Origin of the sequence: Agrobacterium sp. FDAARGOS_525 (assembly GCF_003938925.1) — a bacterium.
Classification (GTDB): domain Bacteria; phylum Pseudomonadota; class Alphaproteobacteria; order Rhizobiales; family Rhizobiaceae; genus Agrobacterium; species Agrobacterium pusense.
In genome coordinates this window covers 114,751-137,758 of record NZ_RKIU01000004.1, presented here as the reverse complement: position 1 = coordinate 137,758, position 23,008 = coordinate 114,751, and the positions used below count along the sequence as shown (strand labels likewise).

Sequence of the window (23,008 nt, the reverse complement as noted above, 5' to 3'; positions counted from 1 at the left end):
AGCGGGCGGCAGTGAAAAGACCAGCCCACAAATTTGCGCATTCGTTGAAAAATTTTTGACTGGAGATTACAAATGAACATCAAGAGCCTTTTGATCGGCTCCGCTGCGGCTCTCGCAGCAGTATCCGGCGCACAGGCCGCTGACGCCATCGTTGCCGCCGAGCCCGAGCCCATGGAATATGTTCGCGTCTGCGATGCTTTTGGCACCGGCTTCTTCTACATCCCCGGCACCGAAACGTGCCTGAAGTTCGACGGTTACGTTCGTTTCCAGACGGAGTTCGGTCGCCGCAAGGCTGGCGACTCGGATTGGGACAGCTTCTCGCGCGCGCAATTCAACATAGATACCCGCACAGACACCGAACTGGGCGCTCTGCGCGGCTATATCGGTTTCCGTGGCGATGCCGACCAAGACAGCAGCCGCGGCGTTAACGTCGACCAGGCTTTCATCGAACTCGGTGGCCTGAAAGTCGGTTTCTACTACAACTGGTGGGATGATGGTCTCGCTGGCGAATATGACCAGCTCAGCTCCAACAAGACTCGTCTGAACGCTATACGTTACACCTATGATGCCGGCTCGTTCTACGCTGGTGTTGCAGTTGAAGAACTCGAAGGCGTTATCGCTGGCAACGACGCTGATGTAGCAGCAACAGTAACGGCTGGAAGGGTTAGTGGTGGTTACACCGCCACCAATAAAACGAACAACCTCGGCGTAGCCCAAGGCAACTGGACAACCGCCAACGGAAAAAGCGCCACCGACAACAACGTCGGTATTAGCGCTATCATCGGCGGGAAGTTCGGCGCTGTTAAGGCAAACATTCTCGGCGGTTACGACACCAATGCTGAAAATGGCGCAATCCGCGCAATCGTGACGGCTGACCTCGGTCCTGGCACGTTTGGTCTGGCTGGCGCATGGGCTTCCGGTGCAAACGCCTACTACGAAGAGTCGGAGTGGACTGTTGCCGCGGAATATTCCATCAAGGCGACAGACAAGCTGACCATCACTCCCGGCTTCCAGTATTTCGGTACGTTGGATATCGGTACGGACGGCAAGTTCACGGGTAACCGTGATGCATGGCGCGCTGGTGTTGCTGCCGGTTACAAGATCGCTTCTGGTTTCTCTACCAAGGTTGCCGTGACCTATCAGGATGTGGATGGCAAGAAGGATGTAAACGGTGGTGGCGACAGCTGGACCGGTTTCGTTCGTCTCGAGCGTTCGTTCTAACAGAGCCTGACAAAAAGCATAACCGGGTTAGACAACTCAGATCCACACCGTTTCTTGAACGGGTGAGTGCTAGCTCCAGTCAAAGTTCCTGACATGATGTCAGGTTTGCTCCCCGGTCCTCTCCTGGCCGGGGAGTCTTTGTCGTGATGTTGGCAAGAAGTCCAAGGGGCCTTGCCGACCCCAGTCGATTAGTGATCCCGCGTCGATTTGTGATCCTGAACAGGCCCTTGGTCGGCGGCGCGGAATCTCGCATCCGCCGGCGGACGGGGAGGGAGCACGGGTTCGTCGAACGTGCGCAGCAGGCGGCCCCAGCCCGGATCGTGCATGTGTGCTTTCAGACCCGCCCGTTCTGCCAGTGCCATGGCTTCCTGTTGGCCGAAGGTAATGGCGGCGTCTACATCTGATGTCAGTACCCGGCCATTTTCCATCAGCAATCTACCGTCCACGAAGACGGTATCTACATCGCTGCCAAGAACCTGATGTACCAGACGGTGGACCGGCATCCACATGGGCATGAGATGCGGCTTCCGCATGTCGATGATGACGACGTCAGCCTTCTTGCCGATCTCGAGCGAACCGATCTCGTCCTCCATGCCGATAGCGTGGGCGGCATCGATCGTGATCATCTCTAAGATCTTGCCCGGCGGAAGCAGGTAGCGGTCGTGATTGTGCAGGAGATGTTGCGTAAATTGTGCCAGGCGCGCCGTCTGCAACATGTCGAAATGGCGGCTTGGAGCTGCGCCATCGGTGGTGATGGCGACACGAATCCCTTTTGACATCATTTCCATGATGGGAGTTGCGCGGCCCGGCGGCGCATGGGTCACGCGTGTGCCGGTCTCGGCCAGTATGTCTATTTCGTCGTGGGAGATACCCCAGCAATGCTGAAGGTGAATGTCAGGGCCAAGCAGGGCATTTTCCTTGTCCTGAAACGCCATGCGGATTTGCCCGGCAAAGGCGTCGGAATGAAGCCTGACACCGGTCTTGCGCGCCATCTCGCGTATCCGGCGGGCCTGCATTCTGTCACCCTCTGTCAGTTTCACTGCCTGGTCCGGCGTAGATGCATTGGAGGGTTCGACCGACGGTGCGATGGTGAAAGGCGTCAGGAAAACGCTGATGCGGCCATCGGCGCTGCCGTGCAATGCTTCGATCACCGCTTCGCTGCCATCCATCATTTCGTCGAAGCTAACGTCGCGACGTTCCGGTAGACCGCTCTCCCACCGTGTGACCGGATGAGGCCATGGGAGGCCTGACGGCCCGACGCAGATGATTTCGCGAAGGCCGAGTTCGCTATAGGCGCGGGCGTGGTTGATGGCGAAGACGGGGTCATCCGCGCGTGGCATAGAAGTGATGATGCTGGCCCCGGTCGTCACCCCGGCGCGCAGCCGTTCAATGCCGGAAATCAGCCCGTCGGCATACCAGTAGTCGCGGGTGACGTAGTGGTAATAGGTCGGCGTGATGATTTTCATCCACATCGCATTGGTGTCCGCTGCGATGCTGCGAAGAAGGGCGTGGCCCGCGTGGCCATGGGCATCGATCAGGCCAGGAATGAGAAGCTTTCCCCTGCAGTCGATAACCGCCTTATCACTGTGGCGGGGGTCAAGTTCATCCACAGTGCCGATGTCGACAATCCTGTCGCCTTCTATCGCCAGTGCCCCGTTCTCAATAATGCGCCGCTCCTTGTCGATCGTAACGATCGTTCCGTGCCGCAGCAGAAAGCCTGTCATATTCTCTCCTCCCTCGCTTAAACTCGTATTCAAAAACTTGCGATTTTGAGTACGATAATTGTCAACAATATTATTGACAATAAGCCTCGGCGAAACAATACTCCTTCTGCCTGACCGGACCCGTGCCGGTTTCCAACGATCAATAAAAAGGGGGGATCAAATGTCCCGTATCAGAAGTTTTGTCTTGGCGGCCATGGCTGCTGCCGCCATTGCCGTTCCCGCCAGCGCGGAGACCCTTCGCTGGGGCGGTCGCGCCGATCTCTATTCGCTCGATCCCTATTCGGTCCCGTCCACATCCAACCTCGCTTTTCTCAATCATATCTACGAGGGTCTCGTCCGCTACGGACCGGACTTCCAGATCGAGCCGGCACTCGCCACCGAGTGGAAGCTGATTGATGGAAAGACCTGGCGCTTTACCCTTCGCAAGGGCGTGAAATTTCATGACGGTGCAGACTTCACCGCCGATGATGTCGTCGCATCCTTCACGCGCGCGTCGGACGCAACGTCGCCGCTGCGGGGCAATATCCCGATTTACGCTGGCGTCAAAAAAGTTGACGACTACACGGTGGACCTCGATGTCAACGCGCCGACTTCGCTCTTCCTGAACGACATAACCAATATCTTCATTTTTAACGCCAAGTGGTTGAAAGATAACAATAGCGAGAAGCCTACCGACTTCGCGTCGAAGGTTGACGGCTATACCACCATGCACACCAACGGCACCGGCCCGTTCAAGCTCGAAAGCCGCGTTCCCGACAGCAAGACTGTTCTCGTTGCGAATGAAGGCTGGTGGGACCAGAAGAAGCACAATCTCGTCCGCATCGAATTCGTGCCGATCGCATCTGCGGCAACACGCGTCGCGGCACTGCTGTCAGGTGAAATCGACCTGATCGATTCCGCCCCGATCCAGGATTTGCCGCGCCTGGAATCCTCGCCCAATATCACGGTCAAGAAGCGCACTGAGCTTCGCACGCTTTTCATTGGCTTCAACCGCCGCGAAAAACTGGAAAACGGTCAGCCGAACCCCTTTAATGATCTGCGCGTTCGTCAGGCCTTCGAAGCCTCCATCGATCGTGACCTGATCAACAAAAAAGTCATGCGTGGTCTTGCAAGACCATCCGGCTCGCTGATCGCACCTGAGATCGCTGGTTATGCCAAATCGCTCGACACGTTCGAGCCGGCCGATCCGGCCAAGGCGCAGAAGCTGCTCGCCGATGCGGGCATGAAGGACCTTGCCTTCACCTATACCTGCATGAATGACGAGAGCGTCAACGAAGAGGATATCTGCTCGGGCGTTGCCAACATGTTGAAGCGCGGCGGTTTCCAGCCTACCATCGATATTGCGCCACGTTCCGTGCAATCGCCCAAGCGCAATGGCGGCAAGGCTGACGTCTTCAACCTCAGCTGGGCAAACGAACCGACCCTCGACGCCTTCTCGATGCTGTCGCAGATCCTCTCGACCCGCAAGGGCGCGATGGGCGTCTCCAACTATGGCGGCTGGTCCAATCCCGAGATCGACAAGCTTGTTGCGCAGGCGGCGCAGGAGCAGGACAATACGAAACGCCTGGCGCTCGAAGAAGCTGCCCTGAAAATCGCCAAGGACGAGACCATGCTCGTTCCGCTGCATCAGCAGCCGATTGCGTGGGCGATGCTGGCCAAGGTCAAAAGCGTCGACTTCCGCGCTGACAACAAGCCACGCCATTGGCTGACCCAGCTCGACAAGTAAGACGGACAGCAAGCGAGGCGCCGGTCACTGGACCGAGCGCCTCGTCTGTTTCAGCGGACATTCGAGCACGCGCCAGTTCATTTGACTGGATGTGAAGCCGACGAAACCGTGTCAAAAATTGTCGACAAAGTTGCATCGTGTTCGTGGTTCTTGCCCGCCGCGCAACCTTTGCCCCATCTCTGGAAGAGAATGATCGAACCTGAAAGCCTGCGCGGCTCAGGCTCGCGTCCGAGAGGTAACAATGCTGGTATTCATCATCAAGCGACTTGGAAATGCCGTGCTGGTCATGCTTTCCGTTGCGCTTATCGCCTTTCTCATCTTTCGGCTGGCGGGTGATCCCGTCGAGCTGATGGTCGGCGAACAGACCTCGCAGGAGGATCGTGCAGCCCTGCGTGAGAGGCTCGGCCTCAATGACAGCCTGCCGACCCAATATCTGCGGTTCGTCAAAGACGCGGCGGAGGGCAATTTCGGCGTTTCCTACCGCAACGGCCAGCAGGTGCTGCCGCTGATCGCGGAAAGGTTCCCCGCGACCCTTGAGCTGGTGCTGGTTGCCACCGTGATCTCTCTGGTCGTCGGCCTGCCTCTGGGTGTTCTGACGGCGATCCGGCGCGGGAAGTGGTACACGGAAGGTCTGCAGTTCCTGTCGATCGTCGGGGTGTCCCTGCCAAGCTTCGTTGTCGGCATTCTTCTCATTCTTGTCTTTTCCGTTTCCCTCGGCTGGGCACCGGCATTTGGCCGTGGCGATGTCGTTCAGCTCGGCTGGTGGTCAACCGGGCTTTTGACCTCGTCCGGGCGTGCTGCGCTCATTCTTCCGGCTATCGCGCTTTCGCTTTATCAGATCACCCTCGTCATGCGTCTGGTGCGGGCTGAAATGCTTGAAGTTCTGCGGTCCGATTTCGTGAAGTTCGCACGGGCCCGCGGCATTCCGCGCTGGCGGATCTACTTCCGTCATGCGCTGCGCAACTGTCTGATGCCGGTGGTGACACTGACGACGATGAATGTGGGTTCGCTCATCGCCTTCGCGCTCATCACGGAAACGGTGTTTCAGTGGCCGGGCATGGGCATGCTGTTCATTCAGGCGGTTACCTTCCTCGATATCCCCGTCATGGCGGCCTATCTCTGCATCATCTCCTTCATCTTCGTTGTCCTCAACACGTTCGTCGATATCGCCTATGCCGTCATCGATCCGCGTCTGCGCACCGCGCGCTGACCGAAGGGAGCCAGTTTCATGACAGACCTTTCGCAAACGGAAAAAACCGCCCGTCGGTCACTTTTCAGCCGCATGCGCGATAGCGACCTCTACTGGTCGTTCAGCCGCAGTAAATCGGCCAAGATCAGCGCGCTCATCCTGACAATCCTCATCCTCGCAGCTGTCTTCGCGCCGTGGATTGCGCCCCAGAATCCCTATGACGGTGCATCGCTGGACATGTGGAAGGCCGAGCTGCCGCCGATCTGGCAGGAGGGCGGCGAATGGCCGTTTCTGCTTGGAACGGATACGCAGGGACGCGACATGCTCTCGGCCATTCTCTACGGCACACGCATCTCTATCGTCATCGGTGTCGCCTCCGTGCTGCTTTCGCTCGTCGTCGGCATGACGGCAGGTCTGGTGGCGGGGTACTTCGGCGGTTTTGCCGATGGCCTCCTGATGCGTATCGGTGACATCACGCTGTCCATCCCGACCATTCTGGTTGCCATCCTCGTGTCGACAGTTGTGCGGCAAATGCTGCCCGACAATCTGCGCGAGGTCGGTGCATCCGCCGTGCTCATTCTCGCCATCGCGCTTTCCGCCTGGGTGCAATATGCGCGAACGGTCCGTGCACAGGCGATTGTAGAAACCGGCAAGGACTATGTTCAGGCCGCTAAGCTGATCGGCGTGCCCGCCCGCCGCATCATGGCGGCGCATATCCTGCCCAATACGTTAACGCCGATCATGGTTGCCGCCACGCTGAATTTCGGCATGGCGATCCTGACGGAAGCGACGCTGTCCTTCCTTGGCATTGGCATGCCACCAAGCCAGCCGTCGCTCGGCACGCTGATCCGTATCGGCAACCAGTTCCTGTTTTCCGGCTCCTGGTGGATCGTGCTGTTCCCTGTCTTCCAACTCTGCCTGCTCGTCGTCACCGTCAACCTTCTGGGTGACTGGCTGCGCGATGCGCTCAATCCGAAACTGAGGTGAGCTCCATGCACGATCTTCTTCTGCGCAACGTACGGCCCATGGCGGGCGAAGCCTGCGATATTTTGATCAGGAACGGCAAGATTTCAGGTTTCGGAACATTTGACGCCGAACCCGGCATGCCGGTTGAGGACGGCAAGGGAGCAATTGCCGTTCCCGGTCTTATCGATGCCCATACGCATCTGGACAAGACGACGTGGGGCATGCCCTGGCACGTCAACAATCGTGCTGCTATCCTGCGCGAGCGGATCGATTTCGAGCGGGAAAACCGCGTTCAGATCGGCATCGATCCGCATCGCCAGTCCATGCGCCATGCGATCGGCCTTGCGGCCAATGGCGGCACCCATATTCGCAGCCATGTCGATATCGACCCCACCCATGGCCTGAAACTGGTAGAGGGCATATGGGAGACCCGTGAGAAGCTTAATGGCATCATCGACATCGAGGTCGTCGCCTTCCCGCAATCCGGCGTCATGGTCATGCCCGGCACGGTGGAGCTTCTCGATGAGGCGTTGAAGCAAGGCTGCGAGGTGCTTGGCGGCATCGATCCCTGCGGAATTGACCGCGATCCGAAGGGCCAGCTGGACATTCTTTTTCAACTGGCGACAAAACACGGCGTGCCGATCGATATTCATCTGCACGAAGCCGCCGACCTCGGCGCCTTCACGATGGAGCTCATCTTCGAGCGCATCCGGGCGAACGGCATGCAGGGCAACGTCGCCATCAGCCACGCCTTTGCCCTTGGCATGAACGACTATCTGCGCGTCGGCAGGCTGATCGACGAGATTGCGCGGCTTGATGTCGCCATCCTGACCACGGGTGCGCCATCGGCAAGCGTGCCGTCGATCATGCGCCTCAAGGAGGCGGGTGTGCGCGTTGGCGGCGGCTGTGATGGCATCCGCGACACATGGGGTCCGTGGGGGCAGCCGGACATGCTGGATCGCGCCAAGATCATCGGCATGAAAAACGGTCTGCGCTCGGATATCGAACTTGCGCATGTGCTCCATGTCGTTTCCAAGGGTGGCGCCGATGTCATGGGTCTTGAGTATTACGGCATGGAGATCGGCTGTGCTGCCGACTTCACGCTGCTGACCGGCGAAACGCTGGCGCATGCTGTTGTCGATATCGCGCCGCGGCCGCTGGTGGTCAAAGGCGGTCGTGTCACGGCGAGAAACGGCAAAGCCATCGTGGAGGCGCCGTGATGAGCGATGTTCTCAATGCGTTGCAACTCGGCGAAAGGCCGCAAGGGCGAACGTTGCTGACAGCCAGCTGGGTTGTCGGGCACAAGGATGGATCGCACCGCCTTCTGAAAAACGGTGAGGTTGTTTTCGAAAACGGCGAAATCGTCTTTGTCGGACATGGATTTCCCGGAGAGGTCGCCCGGGGTATCGATTTTGGCAATGCGCTCGTCAGCCCCGGCCTGATCGATCTCGATGCGCTTTCCGATCTCGATACGACGATCCTCGGCATTGATCATCATCCGGGCTGGGCGAAGGGTCGTGTCTGGCCGCGCTCCTATGTCGAGGCTGGTCCCTACGAAATGTATTCCCCGGAAGAGCTTGCCTTCCAGAAGCGTTTCGCCTTCGGGCAGTTGCTCCTCAATGGCATCACCACGGCAGCCCCCATCGCATCGCTGTTTTATCGCGAATGGGGGGAGACCGTGGCGGAATTCGAGGCGGCCGCCGATGCCGCCGGGGAACTTGGTTTGCGCGTTTATCTCAGCCCCGCCTTCCGTTCAGGCGGCATGGTGCTGGAAGAACCGGGCCGCATGGTGCCTGTTTTTGATGAGGAGCGCGGTTTTCAGGGCCTCGCCGACGCAATCGCCTTCATCGAAAAGCAGAGTGGAAGGCACGGCGATCTGGTGCGCGGCATGCTGGCGCCGGACCGCGTGGAAACCTCCACCCTGGCGCTCATTGAGCGCACCGACGCAGCGGCCCGCGAACTCGGCTGCAAGTTCCGTCTCCATATGGCGCAGGGCGTCATGGAGGTCGATACGGTTCGCAAGCTCCACGGTTCGACCGCGCCAGTCTGGCTCGCCAAGGCCGGGCTGCTCAGCGAAAGGCTGATCGCCCCGCACGCCACCAATGCGACGGGAGAAGATCTGGCGCTTTATGCGGAAAACGGCGTCTCCATCGTCCACTGTCCGCTGGTTTCGAGCCGTGGCGGCAGCACGCTCTCATCCTTCTCCTCCTGCCGCAAACGCGGCATCAATATCGCGATGGGAACGGATACGGCCCCGGCGGACATGCTGATGAATTTGCTCGTAGGGCTGATCACCTGCCGCATCAATGACGGTGCTCCGGACCAGATCCGCTGTGCCGATCTCTTCGATGCGGCCACACTTGGCGGCGCGCGGGCTCTTGGACGATCTGACCTTGGCCATCTTTCCCCGGGCGCAAGGGCAGACATTGCCGTCTTTGACCTCGACGATACCGTCATGGCGCCGAGCATCGATCCGATCACCACGCTGGTGACCGGCGGTTCGGGCAAGGTCACGCGGGCCGTTTTTGTCGACGGCCGTCTTTCCATGCGTGAAAGGCAGGTCGCCCGTATCGACATGCGGCGTGCCCGTGAACAGGCGCAGGCGCAGTTCGATCGCCTGATTGCAAAATATCCCGAACGGAGCTGGGCAAATCCGCCCGTCTCCGAAATCTTCCCTCCGAGCTATCCGGTGGAGGTCGCCCAGCATGGTTGACATGAACCAATCGGTTATCGATGTCCGCAATCTCAAGGTCGAGTTTCCCGGCCGTCGAGGCACCGTTACCGCGCTTTCCGATATCAGCCTTTCGATCCGGCCCGGTGAAATCCTGGGTGTTGTCGGTGAATCCGGTGCCGGAAAATCCATGACGGGCCTTGCCATACAGGGCCTGCTCGAGAAACCCGGCCACATTGCCGATGGTGAAATCTGGCTCGGGTCGCGGCGTATCGATCAACTGGATGACCGGGCGATGGAAAGCATTCGCGGTCGTGAGATCGGTGCGATCTTTCAGGACCCGCTGACCTCGCTCAATCCACTCTTTACGGTCGGTGCGCAGCTTGTCGAGACGATCCGCCAGCACCTGCCGCTGTCGAAAGCGGATGCACGCGCACGCGCCGTTCAACTGTTGAAGGATGTCGGTATTCCATCACCTGCGGATCGTGTCGATCATTATCCGCACCAATTTTCTGGCGGCATGCGCCAGCGTGTCGTCATTGCGCTGGCGCTCGCCGCCTCTCCGAAACTCATCATTGCCGATGAGCCGACGACGGCGCTCGATGTCTCGATCCAGGCGCAGATCATTTCCCTGCTGCGGCGGCTGTGCAAGGAAAAGCAGACGGCGGTCATGCTCGTCACCCACGACATGGGCGTCATTGCCGAGGCTGCCGACCGTGTGGCGGTGCTTTATGCCGGCCGGCTGATCGAGGTGGGCCCGGTCGAGCAGGTGCTGCACGAACCGCGCCACCCCTATACGCAGGGCCTGATGGCCTCCATCCCGTCACTTGGCGCACGGGTGGAGCGGCTGAACCAGATCGACGGCGCGATGCCGCGTCTCGACGCGATCCCGCCCGGATGCGCGTTTAATCCCCGCTGTGGATTCGCCGGGCCGCGCTGTCGGCGGGAAAGGCCTGAACTCGAAACCGTCGGCAACGGCGCCAGTGCGTGCTGGCTGAATGCAGGAGGCACAGCATGACCCAATCCGCATCTCAAAAGGCAGCATTGAGCAAGCCGGCCTTGACGGTGAAGGGCCTGACGAAAACCTTCGACGTTTCGGCCCCGCTGCTCAATCGCATCATCGAGCGCAAACCACGGCAGTTCGTGCAGGCCGTCAACGATATCGACTTTTCCGTTCCGGCCGGCGGCTGTCTCAGTATCGTCGGTGAAAGCGGTTGTGGCAAATCTACTGTTGCCCGCCTGGTAACGGGACTTTTTCGGCCAAGTGCCGGCGAGTTTCATTTCGCGGCAGGCGGCAAGGGTAAACCGCTGTCGGCACAGATGATCTTTCAGGATCCCTATGCCTCGCTCAATCCGCGCTGGCGGGTGAAGAACATCATCGCCGAACCGATCCGCGAATTGAAGCTGCGCGCGACCAAGGCTGAGACGATGGATAGGGTGGAGGAGCTTCTGAAGACTGTGGGGCTGTCGGCCTCTGACGGCGAAAAGTTTCCGCATGAATTTTCCGGCGGCCAACGCCAGCGCATCTCCATTGCCCGTGCATTGGCGAGTGAACCGGAATTCCTCGTCTGCGATGAGCCGACATCGGCGCTCGACGTTTCGGTGCAGGCGCAGGTGCTGAACCTTATGCGCCGCCTGCAGGATGAACTCGGCCTCACCTATCTCTTCATCAGCCACGACATGAGCGTTGTTCGTCACATGTCGGACCGCATTGCGGTGATGTATCTCGGGCGGATTGTGGAGGAGGGGGATACGGAAGAGCTTTTCGCCAATCCGCGCCATCCCTATACCCGGCTGCTTCTCCAGACGATCCCTAATATCAAGGCGCCGCAGCGGGACCGGGAGATTGTTGCCGGTGAAGTGCCAAGCCCTCTGAAGCCGCCTTCGGGTTGCGCGTTTCACCCGCGTTGTCCGCTCGCAACGGCGCAATGTTCGGCAGAAGTCCCGAAGGTGAAAAGCCTTGCCAACGGCACGCGGGTTGCCTGTCATCTGGTCGAAGATGACACGCAATGGGCAGGCGAGCGACAGCGCGCCTGAGCGGGGGATCAGCCGAGCGCGGCGCGCAGGTCGTGGGAAAGGTCGCGGATTTCGCTGAGATCGAGCTCCGCTTCCACATGCTCGAGGTGGTGGGTCATCAGGTGGATGGCCCGCGACGGATCATTGTTGGCGATCGCATCGACGATTTCTGCATGTTCGTCCGGGCCGCAGTTGAAGCGATCCGTGTTACGGTAAACGGCTGTTATCAGCGACGAGCGGGAAATGAGGTCGCGCATGGTGGTAAAGAGGAAATCAGAACCGAGCGTTTCCGCAAGCAGAAGGTGGAACCCGCCGGAAAGCTTGATGATGTCGGTCGTGACGTTTTTGGCATTGGCCACGCGCTCTTTGGCCACGTGGTCGCGTAGCTTTTTGAGATCGGTCTTGGTGGCGGATTTGCAAAGTCTTTCGACAACGCATTGCTCGACGGTACGGCGCACGAAGAAGACGTCGCGGGCTTCCTCGACCGACGGTTTGGAGACGAAAGCACCGCGATTGGGAACGATGGTCACCAGTCCGTCACGTTCGAGAACGGACAAGGCCTGGCGGATTCTGGCACGGCTGACGCCAAAGATTGTCGCCAGTTGCTCTTCTTTCAGCTGCACCCCCGGACGCAGCCGGCGTTCGGCGATCGAAAGCCATACTTTCTCGACAATCTGCTGCGTGGACGGGCCGGCCTGCTCGCTCATTCGACATACTCCCCAATCGTCCTAGAGAAGCGTGATGTGAATGAAAAAGTCAACCGTATCAACGGGATTTTGGTTGCAACATTGTCAACAATATGAGAGATAATTGTAGACTAAATTAGGATGCCGATCATGGAATTCGATTTCAGCGCGCTTGAGCCCCAGAGCCGCTACCGCCTTCTGACGAATTTTATCGGTCCGCGGCCGATCGCGCTTGTGACGACCCGCTCGGAAGCGGGCCATAATAATGCAGCGCCGATGAGCTTCTTCAACGTCTTCTCGCATGATCCTCCCATCGTGGTCCTCGGCATCCAGCCGAAAGTCAGCGGCGAGGAAAAGGATACGATGGTGAATATCCGCCGCACTGGCGAGTTCGTCGTCAATATGGTCGATATGTCGCTTTCGGAGCAGATGCTGATCTGCGGTCTCGGCTTCGACAATGAAGTTGACGAGATGTCGATGGCCAAGCTTACGGCCATGCCCTGCAGCAAGATCGATGCGAGTTATGCCGCGCAATCGCCCTGCGCCTTCGAGTGCCGGGTGGAGCGACTGATCGATTACCCCCGCCGCACGCTGGTGCTGGGCGAAGTGGTTCATATGCATGTCCATAACGAATGCCTCGATGAAGAGGGACGTTATGTCGATGCCGATCGCTACCAGCCGATCGCCCGGCTTCACGCCGACAACTACATCACCTCGGACCGCCAGTTTGTTTTGAAGGCGCCACCAATCACCGATTTCACCGCGCCTGACGGCAAGTGACAGCTCATCAGGATGCGTGCGATGCATATTCGTTTGATCAATCCCAATTCCACCGCCTCCATGACCGCGCAGGCTCTCGATAGCGCGTTAAGGGTCAAGCAGAAGGAGACCCACGTCTCCGCGGCAAATCCTGACGATACCCCCGTCAGCATCGAAGGGCAGGCGGATGAGGCCATGGCCGTTCCCGGGCTGCTCGCGGAAATCCGCAAGGGCGAGGCGCTGGGCGTGGATGCCTATGTGATCGCCTGTTTCGACGATCCTGGACTTCACGCCGCACGCGAAGTGGCGCGTGGACCCGTCATCGGCATCTGCCAGGCCGCCGTGCAGGTGGCGATGACGATCAGCCGCCGCTTCTCGATCATCACGACGCTGCCGCGTTCCATCGCGATCATCGAAGATCTGGTGGAGGATTACGGCGCGCAACGGCATTGCCGGAAGGTCCGGGCCATCAACCTGCCGGTTCTTGGCCTTGAAGAAGACCCGGAGGTCGCGGAAGCCCTGCTTCGTCGCGAGATCGAGGCCGCCAAGCGGGAGGATGCGGCAGAAGCGATCATTCTCGGCTGCGCGGGCATGTCCTCGCTCTGCGACCGGCTGCGCGACGCCACAGGTGTTCCGGTCATCGATGGTGTGACGGCAGCGATCAAGCTTGCCGAAGCTCTCGTTGGCGCCGGTTACAATACCTCGAAGGTCAATGCTTACGACTATCCGCGGGTGAAGGGGCCGGCCCTCGTCGCCTGCGCCTAGTCTGCAGGAAAATGCCCGCGGCCATTTGCGGGCGCTTGCGCCACGTTCTAGTGTTCTCCCGCGCACACCGGTCAAGCGGGCGCGCCGCGGGGGAGAGCGTATGATCGACAAGCTGGAATTTTTCATTGCATTAGCGCGGGCTAAACATTTCGGCCGGGCGGCGGAGGAATGTGGTGTCTCCCAGCCCAGCCTGTCGGCGGCAATCCGGCAGTTGGAGGATCAGTTGGGCGTCGTTCTCGTGGTGCGTTCAGCGCGGTATCAGGGGCTGACGCCGGAAGGCCAGCGTGTGCTTGAATGGGCGCGTCGTATCGTTGGCGATACACGCACCATGCGTGAGGAAATGCGCGCCGCCCGTAGGGGCCTTGCCGGACATATACGTCTGGCCGTCATTCCGACCGCGCTTGCCATGGTGCCGCGATTGACCGAATCCTTCCAGGCGCGCCATCCCGATGTGACTTTTTCCGTCACGTCCCGCACCTCGCTGCAGGTTTTGAGCCAGATTGAAAACCTCGAGATCGACGCGGGAATCAGTTACCTCGACAATGAGCCGCTCGGACGCGTGACCACCGTGCCGCTCTATTCCGAGCGTTATCACCTGATCGCGGCTGCCGGAACGCCACTTGCTGATCAGGAAAGCGTTACCTGGCAACAGGTTTCCAGTCTTAGGCTTTGTCTATTAACTCCGGACATGCAGAACAGGCGCATCATCAACCGGCACATGGCCGAAGCTGGCGTCGAGGCCAAGCCGACGCTCGAATCCAACTCGATGATCGTGCTTTTTTCTCATATCCGCACCGGACAATGGGCTTCAATAATGCCGCGTAACCTCGCGGAATCGTTCGGTTTTCCTAAGCAGATCCGGATAATCCCGATTACCGATCCGGACCCCGAACACCTCGTGGGCCTGATTGCCACCCACCGGGAACCACACACTCCGCTTGTCTCCGCGCTGCTTCACGAGGCTCGCCAAAGGGCCGCCGAGAAGGCATTTGATAGGAATTTCCTATCAAATGACGGAAACTGATTATTGACCTGATCCCGCCGATCTCGACATTCTTTCAGGCACCGCAGGGCTGCGAGAGGATTGACTATATCCCGCTCGTCATCCCTGCCCCTGTCGGTTTGGGAGGACTGGCTTATGAATATTCGAGCGGTTGCCGTAGATGAGGCGGCGCGTGTTTCCGCCATCATTGATGAATTTCTCCATCTGGAGGGGCCTTTGCTGCCCATCCTGCACGCAATGCAGGAAGAATTCGGCTATATCCCGGAAAGCGCCAAGCAGATCATCGCATCCGCGCTGAACATATCGCGCGCCGAGGTTCATGGCGTCGTCACCTTCTACCCCGATTTCCGTGATCATCCGCATGGTCGCCATGTCTTAAAGCTCTGTCGCGCCGAGGCTTGCCAGTCGATGGGTGGTGAGCCTCTTGCGCAAACCATCAAGAGCCGCCTCGGCCTCGACTGGCACGAAACCGCGCCCGACGGTTCCGTCACGCTTGAGCCGGTCTTCTGTCTCGGGCTCTGCGCTCAGGCACCGGCCCTGATGCTGGATGGCGAAGTCCATGCCCGTCTTGATGAGGACTGTCTTGTCGAGATTCTGGCGGAGGCACGCCGATGAGTGTCACCGTTTTTGTTCCCGGCGATTCCGCCGCTCTTGCCGTTGGCGCAAACCGCGTTGCCGACGCTATCGCCCGCGAGGCCGCTGGCCGTAATCTTGAGGTCGAGATTGTCCGCAACGGCTCGCGCGGTATGCTCTGGCTTGAAGTGCTGGTTGAAGTGCGCACCGAGCATGGCCGTATCGCCTATGGCCCCGTCAAGGCAAGCGACGTCGCCTCACTTTTTGACGCAAATTTTCTGACCGGTGGGGCCCATCGCCTCTGTCTCGGGCTGACAAAGGACATTCCGTTCCTGAAAAGCCAGACGCGTCTGACATTTGCCCGATGTGGCGTCACCGATCCATTGTCGCTGGAGGATTACCGCACCTATCAGGGCATGAAGGGTCTTGAAAAAGCTGTTGCGATGGCCCCGTTGGATATCGTCGCGGAGGTGACCCAGAGCGGCCTGCGCGGACGCGGCGGCGCTGGTTTCCCCACCGGCATCAAATGGAAGACCGTTGCCGATGCGGTGGCGGACCAGAAATACATCGTCTGCAATGCGGATGAGGGCGACAGCGGCACTTTCGCCGACCGGATGATCATGGAAGGCGACCCCTTCGTGCTGATCGAAGGCATGGCGATTGCCGGCCTCGCCGTCGGCGCGACCAAGGGCTTCATCTATACCCGCTCGGAATATCCCTACGCCATCAGGGTCATGGAAAAGGCGATCGAGATCGCAAGGCGTGAGGGTATTCTTGGGTCCTCCGTCCTCGGGTCAGGCCGCGCGTTCGACATGGAAGTGCGCATGGGCGCCGGCGCCTATGTCTGTGGCGAGGAGACCTCGCTTCTCAATAGCCTCGAAGGCAAACGCGGAACGGTGCGCGCCAAGCCGCCGTTACCAGCCCTGCAGGGCCTGTTCGGCAAGCCGACCGTCGTGAACAACGTGATTTCGCTCGCTTCCATTCCGGTCATCATGGATCGTGGCGCAGCGTTTTATCGCGATTTCGGTGTCGGCCGTTCGCACGGCACCATCCCGATCCAGCTTGCTGGCAACCTCAAGCATGGCGGGCTTTACGAAACCGCCTTCGGTTTGACGCTCGGGCAACTGGTGAACGATATCGGTGGCGGCACGATCACTGGCCGTCCGGTCAAGGCCGTGCAGGTGGGAGGTCCGCTCGGCGCTTATTTTCCGGTGTCGCTGTTCGACACGGTCTTTGACTACGAAGCGTTTACGGCGGCTGGTGGGCTGATAGGCCATGCGGGCATCGTGGTGTTCGATGATACGGCAGACATGCTGCATCAGGCCCGGTTTGCGCTGGAGTTCTGCGCCGTCGAAAGTTGCGGCAAGTGCACGCCCTGTCGCATCGGCTCCACGCGTGGTGTCGAGACGGTGGACAAGATTGCGCTCGGCATCGAGCGGGAGAAAAACACGGCGTTGCTGGAAGACCTCTGCGAAACCATGAAATTCGGTTCGCTCTGTGCGCTGGGCGGTTTCACGCCCTATCCCGTCATGAGCGCGCTCCGGCATTTCCCGGATGATTTTGCCCCCACCCCACGTGTTGAAGCGGCGGAGTAAGACGATGGCCCTTGTAACCGAATTCGACTACGGCACCCCCAAGTCCAACGCCACTGATATGGTGACGCTCACAATCGACGGCCGCCAGGTGACTGTTCCCGCGGGAACGTCGATCATGCGCGCCTCGCGTGAAGCGGGCATCGATGTGCCGAAGCTCTGTGCCACCGACATGGTGGATGCCTTCGGCTCGTGCCGGCTCTGTCTTATCGAGGTGGAGGGCCGCAATGGCACCCCTGCCTCCTGCACCACGCCTGTTGCCGCCGGTCTCGTCGTGCATACGCAGACAGAGCGGCTGAAGCAGATCCGCAAGGGCGTGATGGAGCTTTACATCTCCGATCACCCGCTCGACTGCCTGACCTGCGCCGCCAATGGCGATTGCGAGTTGCAGGATATGGCGGGCGCGGTGGGCCTTCGCGATGTGCGTTATGGTTACGACGGCGACAATCACGTCAAGGCCCGCACCGGGGAGGGCGATCTTAATGCCCGCTGGATGCCGAAGGACGAAAGCAATCCCTATTTCACCTATGATCCTTCCAAATGCATCGTCTGTTCCCGTTGCGTGCGCGCCTGCGAGGAAGTGCAGGGCACCTTCGCGCTCACGATCGAAGGCCGCGGTTTTGAAAGCAGGGTATCGCCCGGCGCGCACGAGGCATTCCTCGATTCCGACTGCGTGTCCTGCGGCGCCTGCGTGCAGGCCTGTCCGACCGCGACGCTCACCGAAAAATCGGTGATCGAGATTGGCCAGCCTGAACATTCGATGGTGACCACCTGCGCCTATTGCGGCGTCGGTTGCTCCTTCAAGGCGGAAATGCGTGGTGAAGAGCTGGTGCGCATGGTGCCGTGGAAGGATGGACAGGCAAACCGTGGCCATTCCTGCGTCAAGGGCCGCTTCGCTTACGGATATGCGACCCACAGAGATCGTATCCTCAACCCGATGATTCGCGAAAAGATCAGCGATCCGTGGCGGGAAGTCACCTGGGAGGAAGCCTTCTCCCACGTTGCGTCCGAGTTCCGGCGTATCCAGGGCAGCTATGGGAAAGAGTCCACTGGCGGCATCACCTCGTCCCGCTGCACGAATGAGGAAACATTCCTCGTCCAGAAACTCATTCGCGCCGGTTTCGGCAACAATAACGTTGATACCTGCGCCCGCGTCTGCCATTCGCCCACGGGTTATGGTCTTGGCCAGGCCTTCGGCACATCTGCCGGCACGCAGAATTTCGACAGCGTGGAGCATTCCGATGTCGTGCTTGTCATCGGCGCCAATCCGACCGACGGCCATCCCGTTTTCGGTTCCCGGCTGAAGAAGCGGCTACGTCAGGGCGCAAAGCTGATCGTCATCGATCCGCGCCGTATCGATCTTGTGCGCACGCCGCACGTGGAGGCCGCTTTCCACCTGCCGCTGCTGCCGGGCACCAACGTTGCGGTGCTCACGGCACTGGCGCATGTGATCGTCACCGAAGGGCTGTTCAACGAGGCATTCATTCGCGAGCGCTGCGACTGGTCGGAATTCGAGGACTGGGCTGCTTTCGTAGCCGAGCCGCAGCACAGCCCGGAAGAGACGGAACGTTTCACCGGTGTTCCCGCGGAAGATCTGCGCGGCGCGGCCCGGCTTTATGCCAAGGGTGGCAATGGCGCGATCTATTACGGTCTTGGCGTTACCGAACACAGCCAGGGTTCAACGACCGTCATGGCGATTGCCAATCTTGCCATGGCGACCGGCAACATCGGCCGTCCCGGTGTAGGCGTCAATCCGCTGCGCGGTCAGAACAATGTGCAGGGATCCTGCGATATGGGGTCTTTCCCGCACGAACTGCCTGGCTATCGCCATATCTCCGATGATGCGACACGGGATGTGTTCGAGAAACTCTGGGGCGTGAAGCTTAACAACGAACCGGGGCTGCGCATTCCCAACATGCTCGACGCTGCCGTTGATGGCAGTTTCAAGGGCATCTATATTCAGGGCGAGGACATTCTCCAGTCGGACCCGGATACCAAGCACGTTTCCGCCGGCCTTGCCGCCATGGAATGTGTCGTGGTGCACGATCTCTTCCTGAACGAGACGGCGAATTATGCGCATGTGTTCCTGCCGGGTTCCACTTTCCTCGAAAAAGATGGCACCTTCACCAATGCCGAGCGTCGCATCAACCGCGTGCGCAAGGTCATGTCGCCGAAGAACGGTTATGCCGACTGGGAAGTAACCCAGAAGCTCGCGCAGGCCATGGGTCTTGCATGGAACTACACCCATCCCTCCGAGATCATGGACGAAATTGCCGCGACGACGCCAAGTTTTGCCAGCGTCTCCTATGCTTACCTCGAAGAGAAGGGCTCGGTGCAGTGGCCCTGCAACGAAAAATTCCCAGAGGGTTCGCCGATCATGCATGTGGACGGCTTCGTGCGCGGCAAGGGCAAGTTCATCCGCACGGAATATGTGGCGACGGACGAGCGCACCGGTCCGCGTTTCCCGCTGCTGCTCACCACCGGCCGCATCCTGTCGCAATACAATGTCGGCGCACAGACACGGCGCACGGAAAACGTCGTCTGGCACGAGGAGGATCGTCTGGAAATCCATCCCCATGACGCCGAACAGCGCGGCGTCAAGGATGGTGACTGGATCAAGCTTGCGAGCCGCTCGGGCGATACGACGCTGCGAGCGCTGATTACGGATCGTGTGGCGCCGGGCGTGGTCTATACGACCTTCCACCATCCCGGCACGCAGGCGAACGTCATCACGACCGATTTCTCCGACTGGGCGACCAACTGCCCGGAATACAAGGTAACGGCGGTTCAGGTCTCTCCCTCCAACGGGCCGACGGAATGGCAGGAAGAATATGATGCGCTTTCGCGTCAGTCCCGCCGCATCGCGGGCAAGCTGGAAGCTGCGGAATAATCGGGGGCCGGGCTTGTCCCGGCCTTCTCATCATGTGGCGTCGGGACGTGAACTGGCGCGGGGAGTAGATCATGTTACTCAATCACACGGACGAAAAGCTGGTGAGGATGGCGAACCAGATTGCGACGTTTTTTCTGTCACAGCCGGAAGATATCCGTATCGATGGTGTTGCCACCCATATCAACAAGTTCTGGGAACCGCGCATGCGGCGGCGCTTCTTTGAGATGGTGGACGCCGGTGCCGGTGATTTTCTACCGCTCGTGATTGCCGCATCCAGAGAGATCAGGCGGCCAGACGCGCCAGCGGCCGATGCCGTAGGGCTGGGCGAAGACGCAGAGGGCGCACCGGGCGGCAAGGGGCCGATTGCGGGAGAATCCCTTTCGGAGCCGAGCGTGCCCGAAACAACGCGCGTCTGACCCGTGCGGAAATGAATGAAGCTTGCCGCCGCATGGGAGGACGTTTGGCGGCATCGCTATTCGCCCGGCGGGGCGAATGAAAGATGTCCAGACATTCACGAGGGAGGTAGTGTCAATGGCAGTAGCAGGCGCAACGGCGGGAGAGGCGGCGCAAGCCGGGTTTTTGGACCGCGAACGAATAATCGCAAGACCGGGTTTCAATCGCTGGCTGGTGCCGCCGGCAGCGCTTGCCATTCATTTGTGCATAGGCATGGCCTATGGCTTTAGCGTATTTTGGCTGCCGCTGTCGAAAGCGTTGCCAGCGACGGATCCGAGCTGCTCCAGCCTCACGCTGGTCGGCGCACTGTTTACCACCGAATGCAATTGGCGTGTGGCTGATCTTGGATGGATCTATACGCTTTTCTTCGTGCTTCTCGGCTGCTCGGCGGCTATCTGGGGCGGCTGGCTGGAACGGGTGGGACCGCGCAAGGCGGGCTTCGTTTCGGCCTGCTGCTGGTGCGGCGGCATTCTGGTGGCAGCCGTTGGCGTCATGACCCACCAATTGTGGCTGATGTGGCTGGGTGCCGGCGTCATTGGCGGCGTTGGCCTTGGCCTCGGTTATATTTCGCCGGTCTCGACCCTGATCAAATGGTTCCCGGATCGTCGCGGCATGGCCACGGGCATGGCCATCATGGGGTTTGGCGGCGGTGCCATGATTGGCGCGCCACTTGCCAACCTGCTGATGAACACCTTCAAGACCGAGACGTCTGTCGGCGTCTGGCAGACCTTCGTCGTCATGGCATTGATATACTTCGTCTTCATGATGGCGGGCGCCTTCGGTTATCGCATTCCGCCTGCGGGCTGGCGCCCGGAAGGATGGACGGCACCGGCGGCCAAAAGCGCGATGATCACCACGCGACACGTCCATCTGCGCGACGCGCATAAGACGAAACAGTTCTGGCTGATCTGGGCGGTGCTCTGCCTGAATGTTTCGGCCGGCATCGGTGTCATCGGCATGGCCTCTCCGATGCTGCAGGAAATTTTTGCGGGTTCTCTGATCGGCCTTCCGGGCGTGGGTTTTGCTGATCTCGATGCCGGACAGAAGGCGCAGATTGCGGCGATTGCCGCCGGCTTCACCGGCCTTCTTTCGCTTTTCAACATTGGCGGCCGTTTCTTCTGGGCGTCCATGTCGGACAAGATCGGCCGCAAGAACACTTACTTCTGCTTCTTCATTCTCGGCATCATTCTTTACGCGCTGGCGCCGACGCTCGCGACGATGGGCAACAAGGCGCTTTTCGTTCTCGCCTTCGGTATCATCCTATCCATGTATGGCGGCGGTTTCGCCACCATCCCGGCCTATCTTGCGGACATCTTTGGCACCCAGTTCGTCGGCGCAATCCACGGCCGTCTCCTGACGGCATGGGCGACTGCCGGCATCGCCGGTCCCGTGGTCGTCAATTACATCCGCGAGGCGCAGATCGCGGCGGGCGTGGCACCCGGACCCGCACTCTACACAAGCACCATGTATATTCTGGCAGGCTTGCTGGCGATCGGCCTCGTGGCCAACGCCTTCGTGCGGCCGCTCTCGGACAAGTGGTTCATGTCGGATTCGGAGGTGGCGGCGCTTCAGGCGAAGACCGCGGCCGCGAATGCCGGGCCGACAGGCTCCTTCGGGATCGGTCGCGGTGGACTGGACGCCAAGGCCGCTCTTGCCTGGGCTGCGGTTGGTATTCCGCTTCTCTGGGGCGTGTGGGTCACGGTAAAAAGCAGTCTGGCGCTATTCGGCTAGGCGTTCCGGCAAAAACTCATGGGCCGGCTATTGGCCGGCACATGATCGAGCAAGGCGAGGCGGCGCGGTTCGGATCACGTCAGATGAACCGCGCCCCGTTATTTGCGTAATTTGCAGCTGGACGGTTCGGCGCCATCAAGACCAGCTGGCAAGCAGTCCCTCAAGGGTCGCACGGTCCTCTTTATCCAGACGCGCCAGTCCCGGTGCGCGCACCGGGCCAACTTTGAACCCGAGTATGTCCATGGCTTCCTTCACAACGGTCACATTGGCGCCGTTGCGATATCGTGTGCGCAGCCGCTCGAACAATTCGATCTTTTGAACAATCTTCCGTGCAGCCGTAAAATCGCCTGAGGTCAGTGCCTCATGAACTTGCAGCGAAAATTGCGGCGCCACGTTAACGAGGCCGGAGGTGAAGCCGCGCGCACCAACCGCCGCGAAGGCAGCCGCCCAGCTTTCAGCCAGTCCGCAGACATATAGAGCGCCGTCCGGATCGGAAGCGGCAATCGCGCGCGACAGAAGCATGATGTCGGTCGTTGCGAACTTGATGCCGGCGACATTCGGGTGGCTCGCAAGCCGTACCATGTCATCGACCGAAAAGCCGTCCGCCCGGACATAAGCGACCAGCGGCAGTTCGCTGCCTTCAGCGAGGCCGGTAAAGTAGTCGATTTGCGATTGCGGGGCTGCGAAAGGATCGACTGGCTGATGCGACATGACGGCGGATGCGCCCATTTCTTTTGCCTGACGCGCCAAGGAGAGCGCTTCGCGCTGAGAGCGTCCAATAGCCGCCGTGACCGGGGCTTTCCCGCCGACACCTTCTATCGCGGCCTCATAGACCTTCAGAATTTCTGCAGGCGTCAAGGCGTAGAATTCGCCGGTATTGCCTGCCGCGACGATATTATGGATTCCAGCCTTTGCAACGCGTGCGTAAACCTCGGCGGTAACACCGGTCTCCACTTCGCCGTTTGCATCGTAAGCGGTTACCGGAACGCCGGAGATGCCCTTCAGGGCCTGGCGAAAATCGAATGTCGTCATCAACTGGGTTC

Annotated in this window: 19 protein-coding genes; 16 read left to right on the top strand and 3 right to left on the bottom strand. The window is 59.8% G+C overall.

The genetic code is table 11. The features are described 5' to 3' along the window. Window positions 1-72 precede the first annotated feature (72 nt). Window positions 73-1,221 (top strand): porin, encoded by a 1,149-nt coding sequence (locus EGT36_RS17185; RefSeq protein ID WP_125270671.1) that lies wholly within the window; start codon window positions 73-75, stop codon window positions 1,219-1,221. A gap of 188 nt (window positions 1,222-1,409) precedes the next feature. Here the strand turns inward: EGT36_RS17185 and EGT36_RS17180 are convergent, their stop codons facing one another. Continuing rightward, complete coding sequence (locus EGT36_RS17180; protein ID WP_125270670.1) at window positions 1,410-2,945, bottom strand: amidohydrolase family protein; 1,536 nt, start codon at window positions 2,943-2,945, stop codon at window positions 1,410-1,412. A gap of 160 nt (window positions 2,946-3,105) precedes the next feature. On the opposite strand from EGT36_RS17180, the gene EGT36_RS17175 reads away from it, so the two are divergent. From EGT36_RS17175 to EGT36_RS17145, 7 genes are all read left to right on the top strand, one after another. Further along, on the top strand, window positions 3,106-4,671 hold the full coding sequence (locus EGT36_RS17175) for an ABC transporter substrate-binding protein (RefSeq protein WP_125270669.1): 1,566 nt from the start codon (window positions 3,106-3,108) through the stop codon (window positions 4,669-4,671). Between the two features lie 241 nt (window positions 4,672-4,912). Further along, window positions 4,913-5,881 (top strand): ABC transporter permease, encoded by a 969-nt coding sequence (locus EGT36_RS17170; RefSeq protein WP_004444583.1) that lies wholly within the window; start codon window positions 4,913-4,915, stop codon window positions 5,879-5,881. Between the two features lie 18 nt (window positions 5,882-5,899). After that, window positions 5,900-6,847 (top strand): ABC transporter permease, encoded by a 948-nt coding sequence (locus EGT36_RS17165; protein ID WP_125270668.1) that lies wholly within the window; start codon window positions 5,900-5,902, stop codon window positions 6,845-6,847. 5 nt (window positions 6,848-6,852) lie between these two features. Continuing rightward, window positions 6,853-8,046 carry an amidohydrolase family protein gene (locus EGT36_RS17160; RefSeq protein WP_045533954.1) on the top strand — a complete coding sequence of 398 codons (1,194 nt, stop codon included), beginning with the start codon at window positions 6,853-6,855 and terminating at the stop codon, window positions 8,044-8,046. Next, window positions 8,046-9,539: an amidohydrolase family protein gene (locus EGT36_RS17155; RefSeq protein WP_125270667.1), complete on the top strand. Its 1,494-nt coding sequence runs from the start codon at window positions 8,046-8,048 to the stop codon at window positions 9,537-9,539. Before EGT36_RS17160 ends, EGT36_RS17155 begins: the two co-directional genes overlap by 1 nt. Then, window positions 9,532-10,515 carry an ABC transporter ATP-binding protein gene (locus EGT36_RS17150; protein WP_004444579.1) on the top strand — a complete coding sequence of 328 codons (984 nt, stop codon included), beginning with the start codon at window positions 9,532-9,534 and terminating at the stop codon, window positions 10,513-10,515. Before EGT36_RS17155 ends, EGT36_RS17150 begins: the two co-directional genes overlap by 8 nt. Beyond that, window positions 10,512-11,534 carry an ABC transporter ATP-binding protein gene (locus tag EGT36_RS17145; protein WP_125270666.1) on the top strand — a complete coding sequence of 341 codons (1,023 nt, stop codon included), beginning with the start codon at window positions 10,512-10,514 and terminating at the stop codon, window positions 11,532-11,534. Before EGT36_RS17150 ends, EGT36_RS17145 begins: the two co-directional genes overlap by 4 nt. A gap of 8 nt (window positions 11,535-11,542) precedes the next feature. Here EGT36_RS17145 and EGT36_RS17140 read toward each other — a convergent pair whose 3' ends face one another. Then, complete coding sequence (locus EGT36_RS17140; RefSeq protein ID WP_006700316.1) at window positions 11,543-12,220, bottom strand: GntR family transcriptional regulator; 678 nt, start codon at window positions 12,218-12,220, stop codon at window positions 11,543-11,545. Between the two features lie 129 nt (window positions 12,221-12,349). Here EGT36_RS17140 and EGT36_RS17135 point away from each other — a divergent pair, with 129 nt between their 5' ends. From EGT36_RS17135 to EGT36_RS17100, 8 genes are all read left to right on the top strand, one after another. Further along, complete coding sequence (locus tag EGT36_RS17135; protein WP_022563864.1) at window positions 12,350-12,979, top strand: flavin reductase family protein; 630 nt, start codon at window positions 12,350-12,352, stop codon at window positions 12,977-12,979. A 21-nt stretch (window positions 12,980-13,000) separates the two neighbouring features. After that, on the top strand, window positions 13,001-13,723 hold the full coding sequence (locus EGT36_RS17130; RefSeq protein WP_072493768.1) for an aspartate/glutamate racemase family protein: 723 nt from the start codon (window positions 13,001-13,003) through the stop codon (window positions 13,721-13,723). A gap of 100 nt (window positions 13,724-13,823) precedes the next feature. Further along, window positions 13,824-14,747 (top strand): LysR family transcriptional regulator, encoded by a 924-nt coding sequence (locus EGT36_RS17125; RefSeq protein WP_022563866.1) that lies wholly within the window; start codon window positions 13,824-13,826, stop codon window positions 14,745-14,747. Between the two features lie 114 nt (window positions 14,748-14,861). After that, complete coding sequence (locus tag EGT36_RS17120) at window positions 14,862-15,341, top strand: formate dehydrogenase subunit gamma (RefSeq protein WP_037092937.1); 480 nt, start codon at window positions 14,862-14,864, stop codon at window positions 15,339-15,341. After that, complete coding sequence (locus EGT36_RS17115; protein WP_125270665.1) at window positions 15,338-16,894, top strand: formate dehydrogenase beta subunit; 1,557 nt, start codon at window positions 15,338-15,340, stop codon at window positions 16,892-16,894. Before EGT36_RS17120 ends, EGT36_RS17115 begins: the two co-directional genes overlap by 4 nt. 4 nt (window positions 16,895-16,898) lie before the next feature. Then, window positions 16,899-19,781 (top strand): formate dehydrogenase subunit alpha, encoded by a 2,883-nt coding sequence (gene fdhF / locus EGT36_RS17110; protein WP_125270664.1) that lies wholly within the window; start codon window positions 16,899-16,901, stop codon window positions 19,779-19,781. A 71-nt stretch (window positions 19,782-19,852) separates the two neighbouring features. Beyond that, window positions 19,853-20,197, top strand: a complete 345-nt coding sequence (locus tag EGT36_RS17105; protein ID WP_125270663.1) for a formate dehydrogenase subunit delta — start codon at window positions 19,853-19,855, stop codon at window positions 20,195-20,197. 115 nt (window positions 20,198-20,312) lie between these two features. Continuing rightward, on the top strand, window positions 20,313-21,965 hold the full coding sequence (locus EGT36_RS17100; RefSeq protein ID WP_125270662.1) for an OFA family MFS transporter: 1,653 nt from the start codon (window positions 20,313-20,315) through the stop codon (window positions 21,963-21,965). A 135-nt stretch (window positions 21,966-22,100) separates the two neighbouring features. Here EGT36_RS17100 and EGT36_RS17095 read toward each other — a convergent pair whose 3' ends face one another. Beyond that, window positions 22,101-22,997 carry a dihydrodipicolinate synthase family protein gene (locus tag EGT36_RS17095; protein WP_125270661.1) on the bottom strand — a complete coding sequence of 299 codons (897 nt, stop codon included), beginning with the start codon at window positions 22,995-22,997 and terminating at the stop codon, window positions 22,101-22,103. Window positions 22,998-23,008 lie beyond the last annotated feature (11 nt).

Bases quoted from the DNA above. Each gene is read 5' to 3' on its own strand.
- EGT36_RS17185 (WP_125270671.1), top strand. From the start codon at position 73: ATGAACATCAAGAGCCTTTTGATCGGCTCCGCTGCGGCTCTCGCAGCA.
- EGT36_RS17180 (WP_125270670.1), bottom strand. From the start codon at position 2,945: ATGACAGGCTTTCTGCTGCGGCACGGAACGATCGTTACGATCGACAAG.
- EGT36_RS17175 (WP_125270669.1), top strand. From the start codon at position 3,106: ATGTCCCGTATCAGAAGTTTTGTCTTGGCGGCCATGGCTGCTGCCGCC.
- EGT36_RS17170 (WP_004444583.1), top strand. From the start codon at position 4,913: ATGCTGGTATTCATCATCAAGCGACTTGGAAATGCCGTGCTGGTCATG.
- EGT36_RS17165 (WP_125270668.1), top strand. From the start codon at position 5,900: ATGACAGACCTTTCGCAAACGGAAAAAACCGCCCGTCGGTCACTTTTC.
- EGT36_RS17160 (WP_045533954.1), top strand. From the start codon at position 6,853: ATGCACGATCTTCTTCTGCGCAACGTACGGCCCATGGCGGGCGAAGCC.
- EGT36_RS17155 (WP_125270667.1), top strand. From the start codon at position 8,046: ATGAGCGATGTTCTCAATGCGTTGCAACTCGGCGAAAGGCCGCAAGGG.
- EGT36_RS17150 (WP_004444579.1), top strand. From the start codon at position 9,532: ATGGTTGACATGAACCAATCGGTTATCGATGTCCGCAATCTCAAGGTC.
- EGT36_RS17145 (WP_125270666.1), top strand. From the start codon at position 10,512: ATGACCCAATCCGCATCTCAAAAGGCAGCATTGAGCAAGCCGGCCTTG.
- EGT36_RS17140 (WP_006700316.1), bottom strand. From the start codon at position 12,220: ATGAGCGAGCAGGCCGGCCCGTCCACGCAGCAGATTGTCGAGAAAGTA.
- EGT36_RS17135 (WP_022563864.1), top strand. From the start codon at position 12,350: ATGGAATTCGATTTCAGCGCGCTTGAGCCCCAGAGCCGCTACCGCCTT.
- EGT36_RS17130 (WP_072493768.1), top strand. From the start codon at position 13,001: ATGCATATTCGTTTGATCAATCCCAATTCCACCGCCTCCATGACCGCG.
- EGT36_RS17125 (WP_022563866.1), top strand. From the start codon at position 13,824: ATGATCGACAAGCTGGAATTTTTCATTGCATTAGCGCGGGCTAAACAT.
- EGT36_RS17120 (WP_037092937.1), top strand. From the start codon at position 14,862: ATGAATATTCGAGCGGTTGCCGTAGATGAGGCGGCGCGTGTTTCCGCC.
- EGT36_RS17115 (WP_125270665.1), top strand. From the start codon at position 15,338: ATGAGTGTCACCGTTTTTGTTCCCGGCGATTCCGCCGCTCTTGCCGTT.
- fdhF (WP_125270664.1), top strand. From the start codon at position 16,899: ATGGCCCTTGTAACCGAATTCGACTACGGCACCCCCAAGTCCAACGCC.
- EGT36_RS17105 (WP_125270663.1), top strand. From the start codon at position 19,853: ATGTTACTCAATCACACGGACGAAAAGCTGGTGAGGATGGCGAACCAG.
- EGT36_RS17100 (WP_125270662.1), top strand. From the start codon at position 20,313: ATGGCAGTAGCAGGCGCAACGGCGGGAGAGGCGGCGCAAGCCGGGTTT.
- EGT36_RS17095 (WP_125270661.1), bottom strand. From the start codon at position 22,997: ATGACGACATTCGATTTTCGCCAGGCCCTGAAGGGCATCTCCGGCGTT.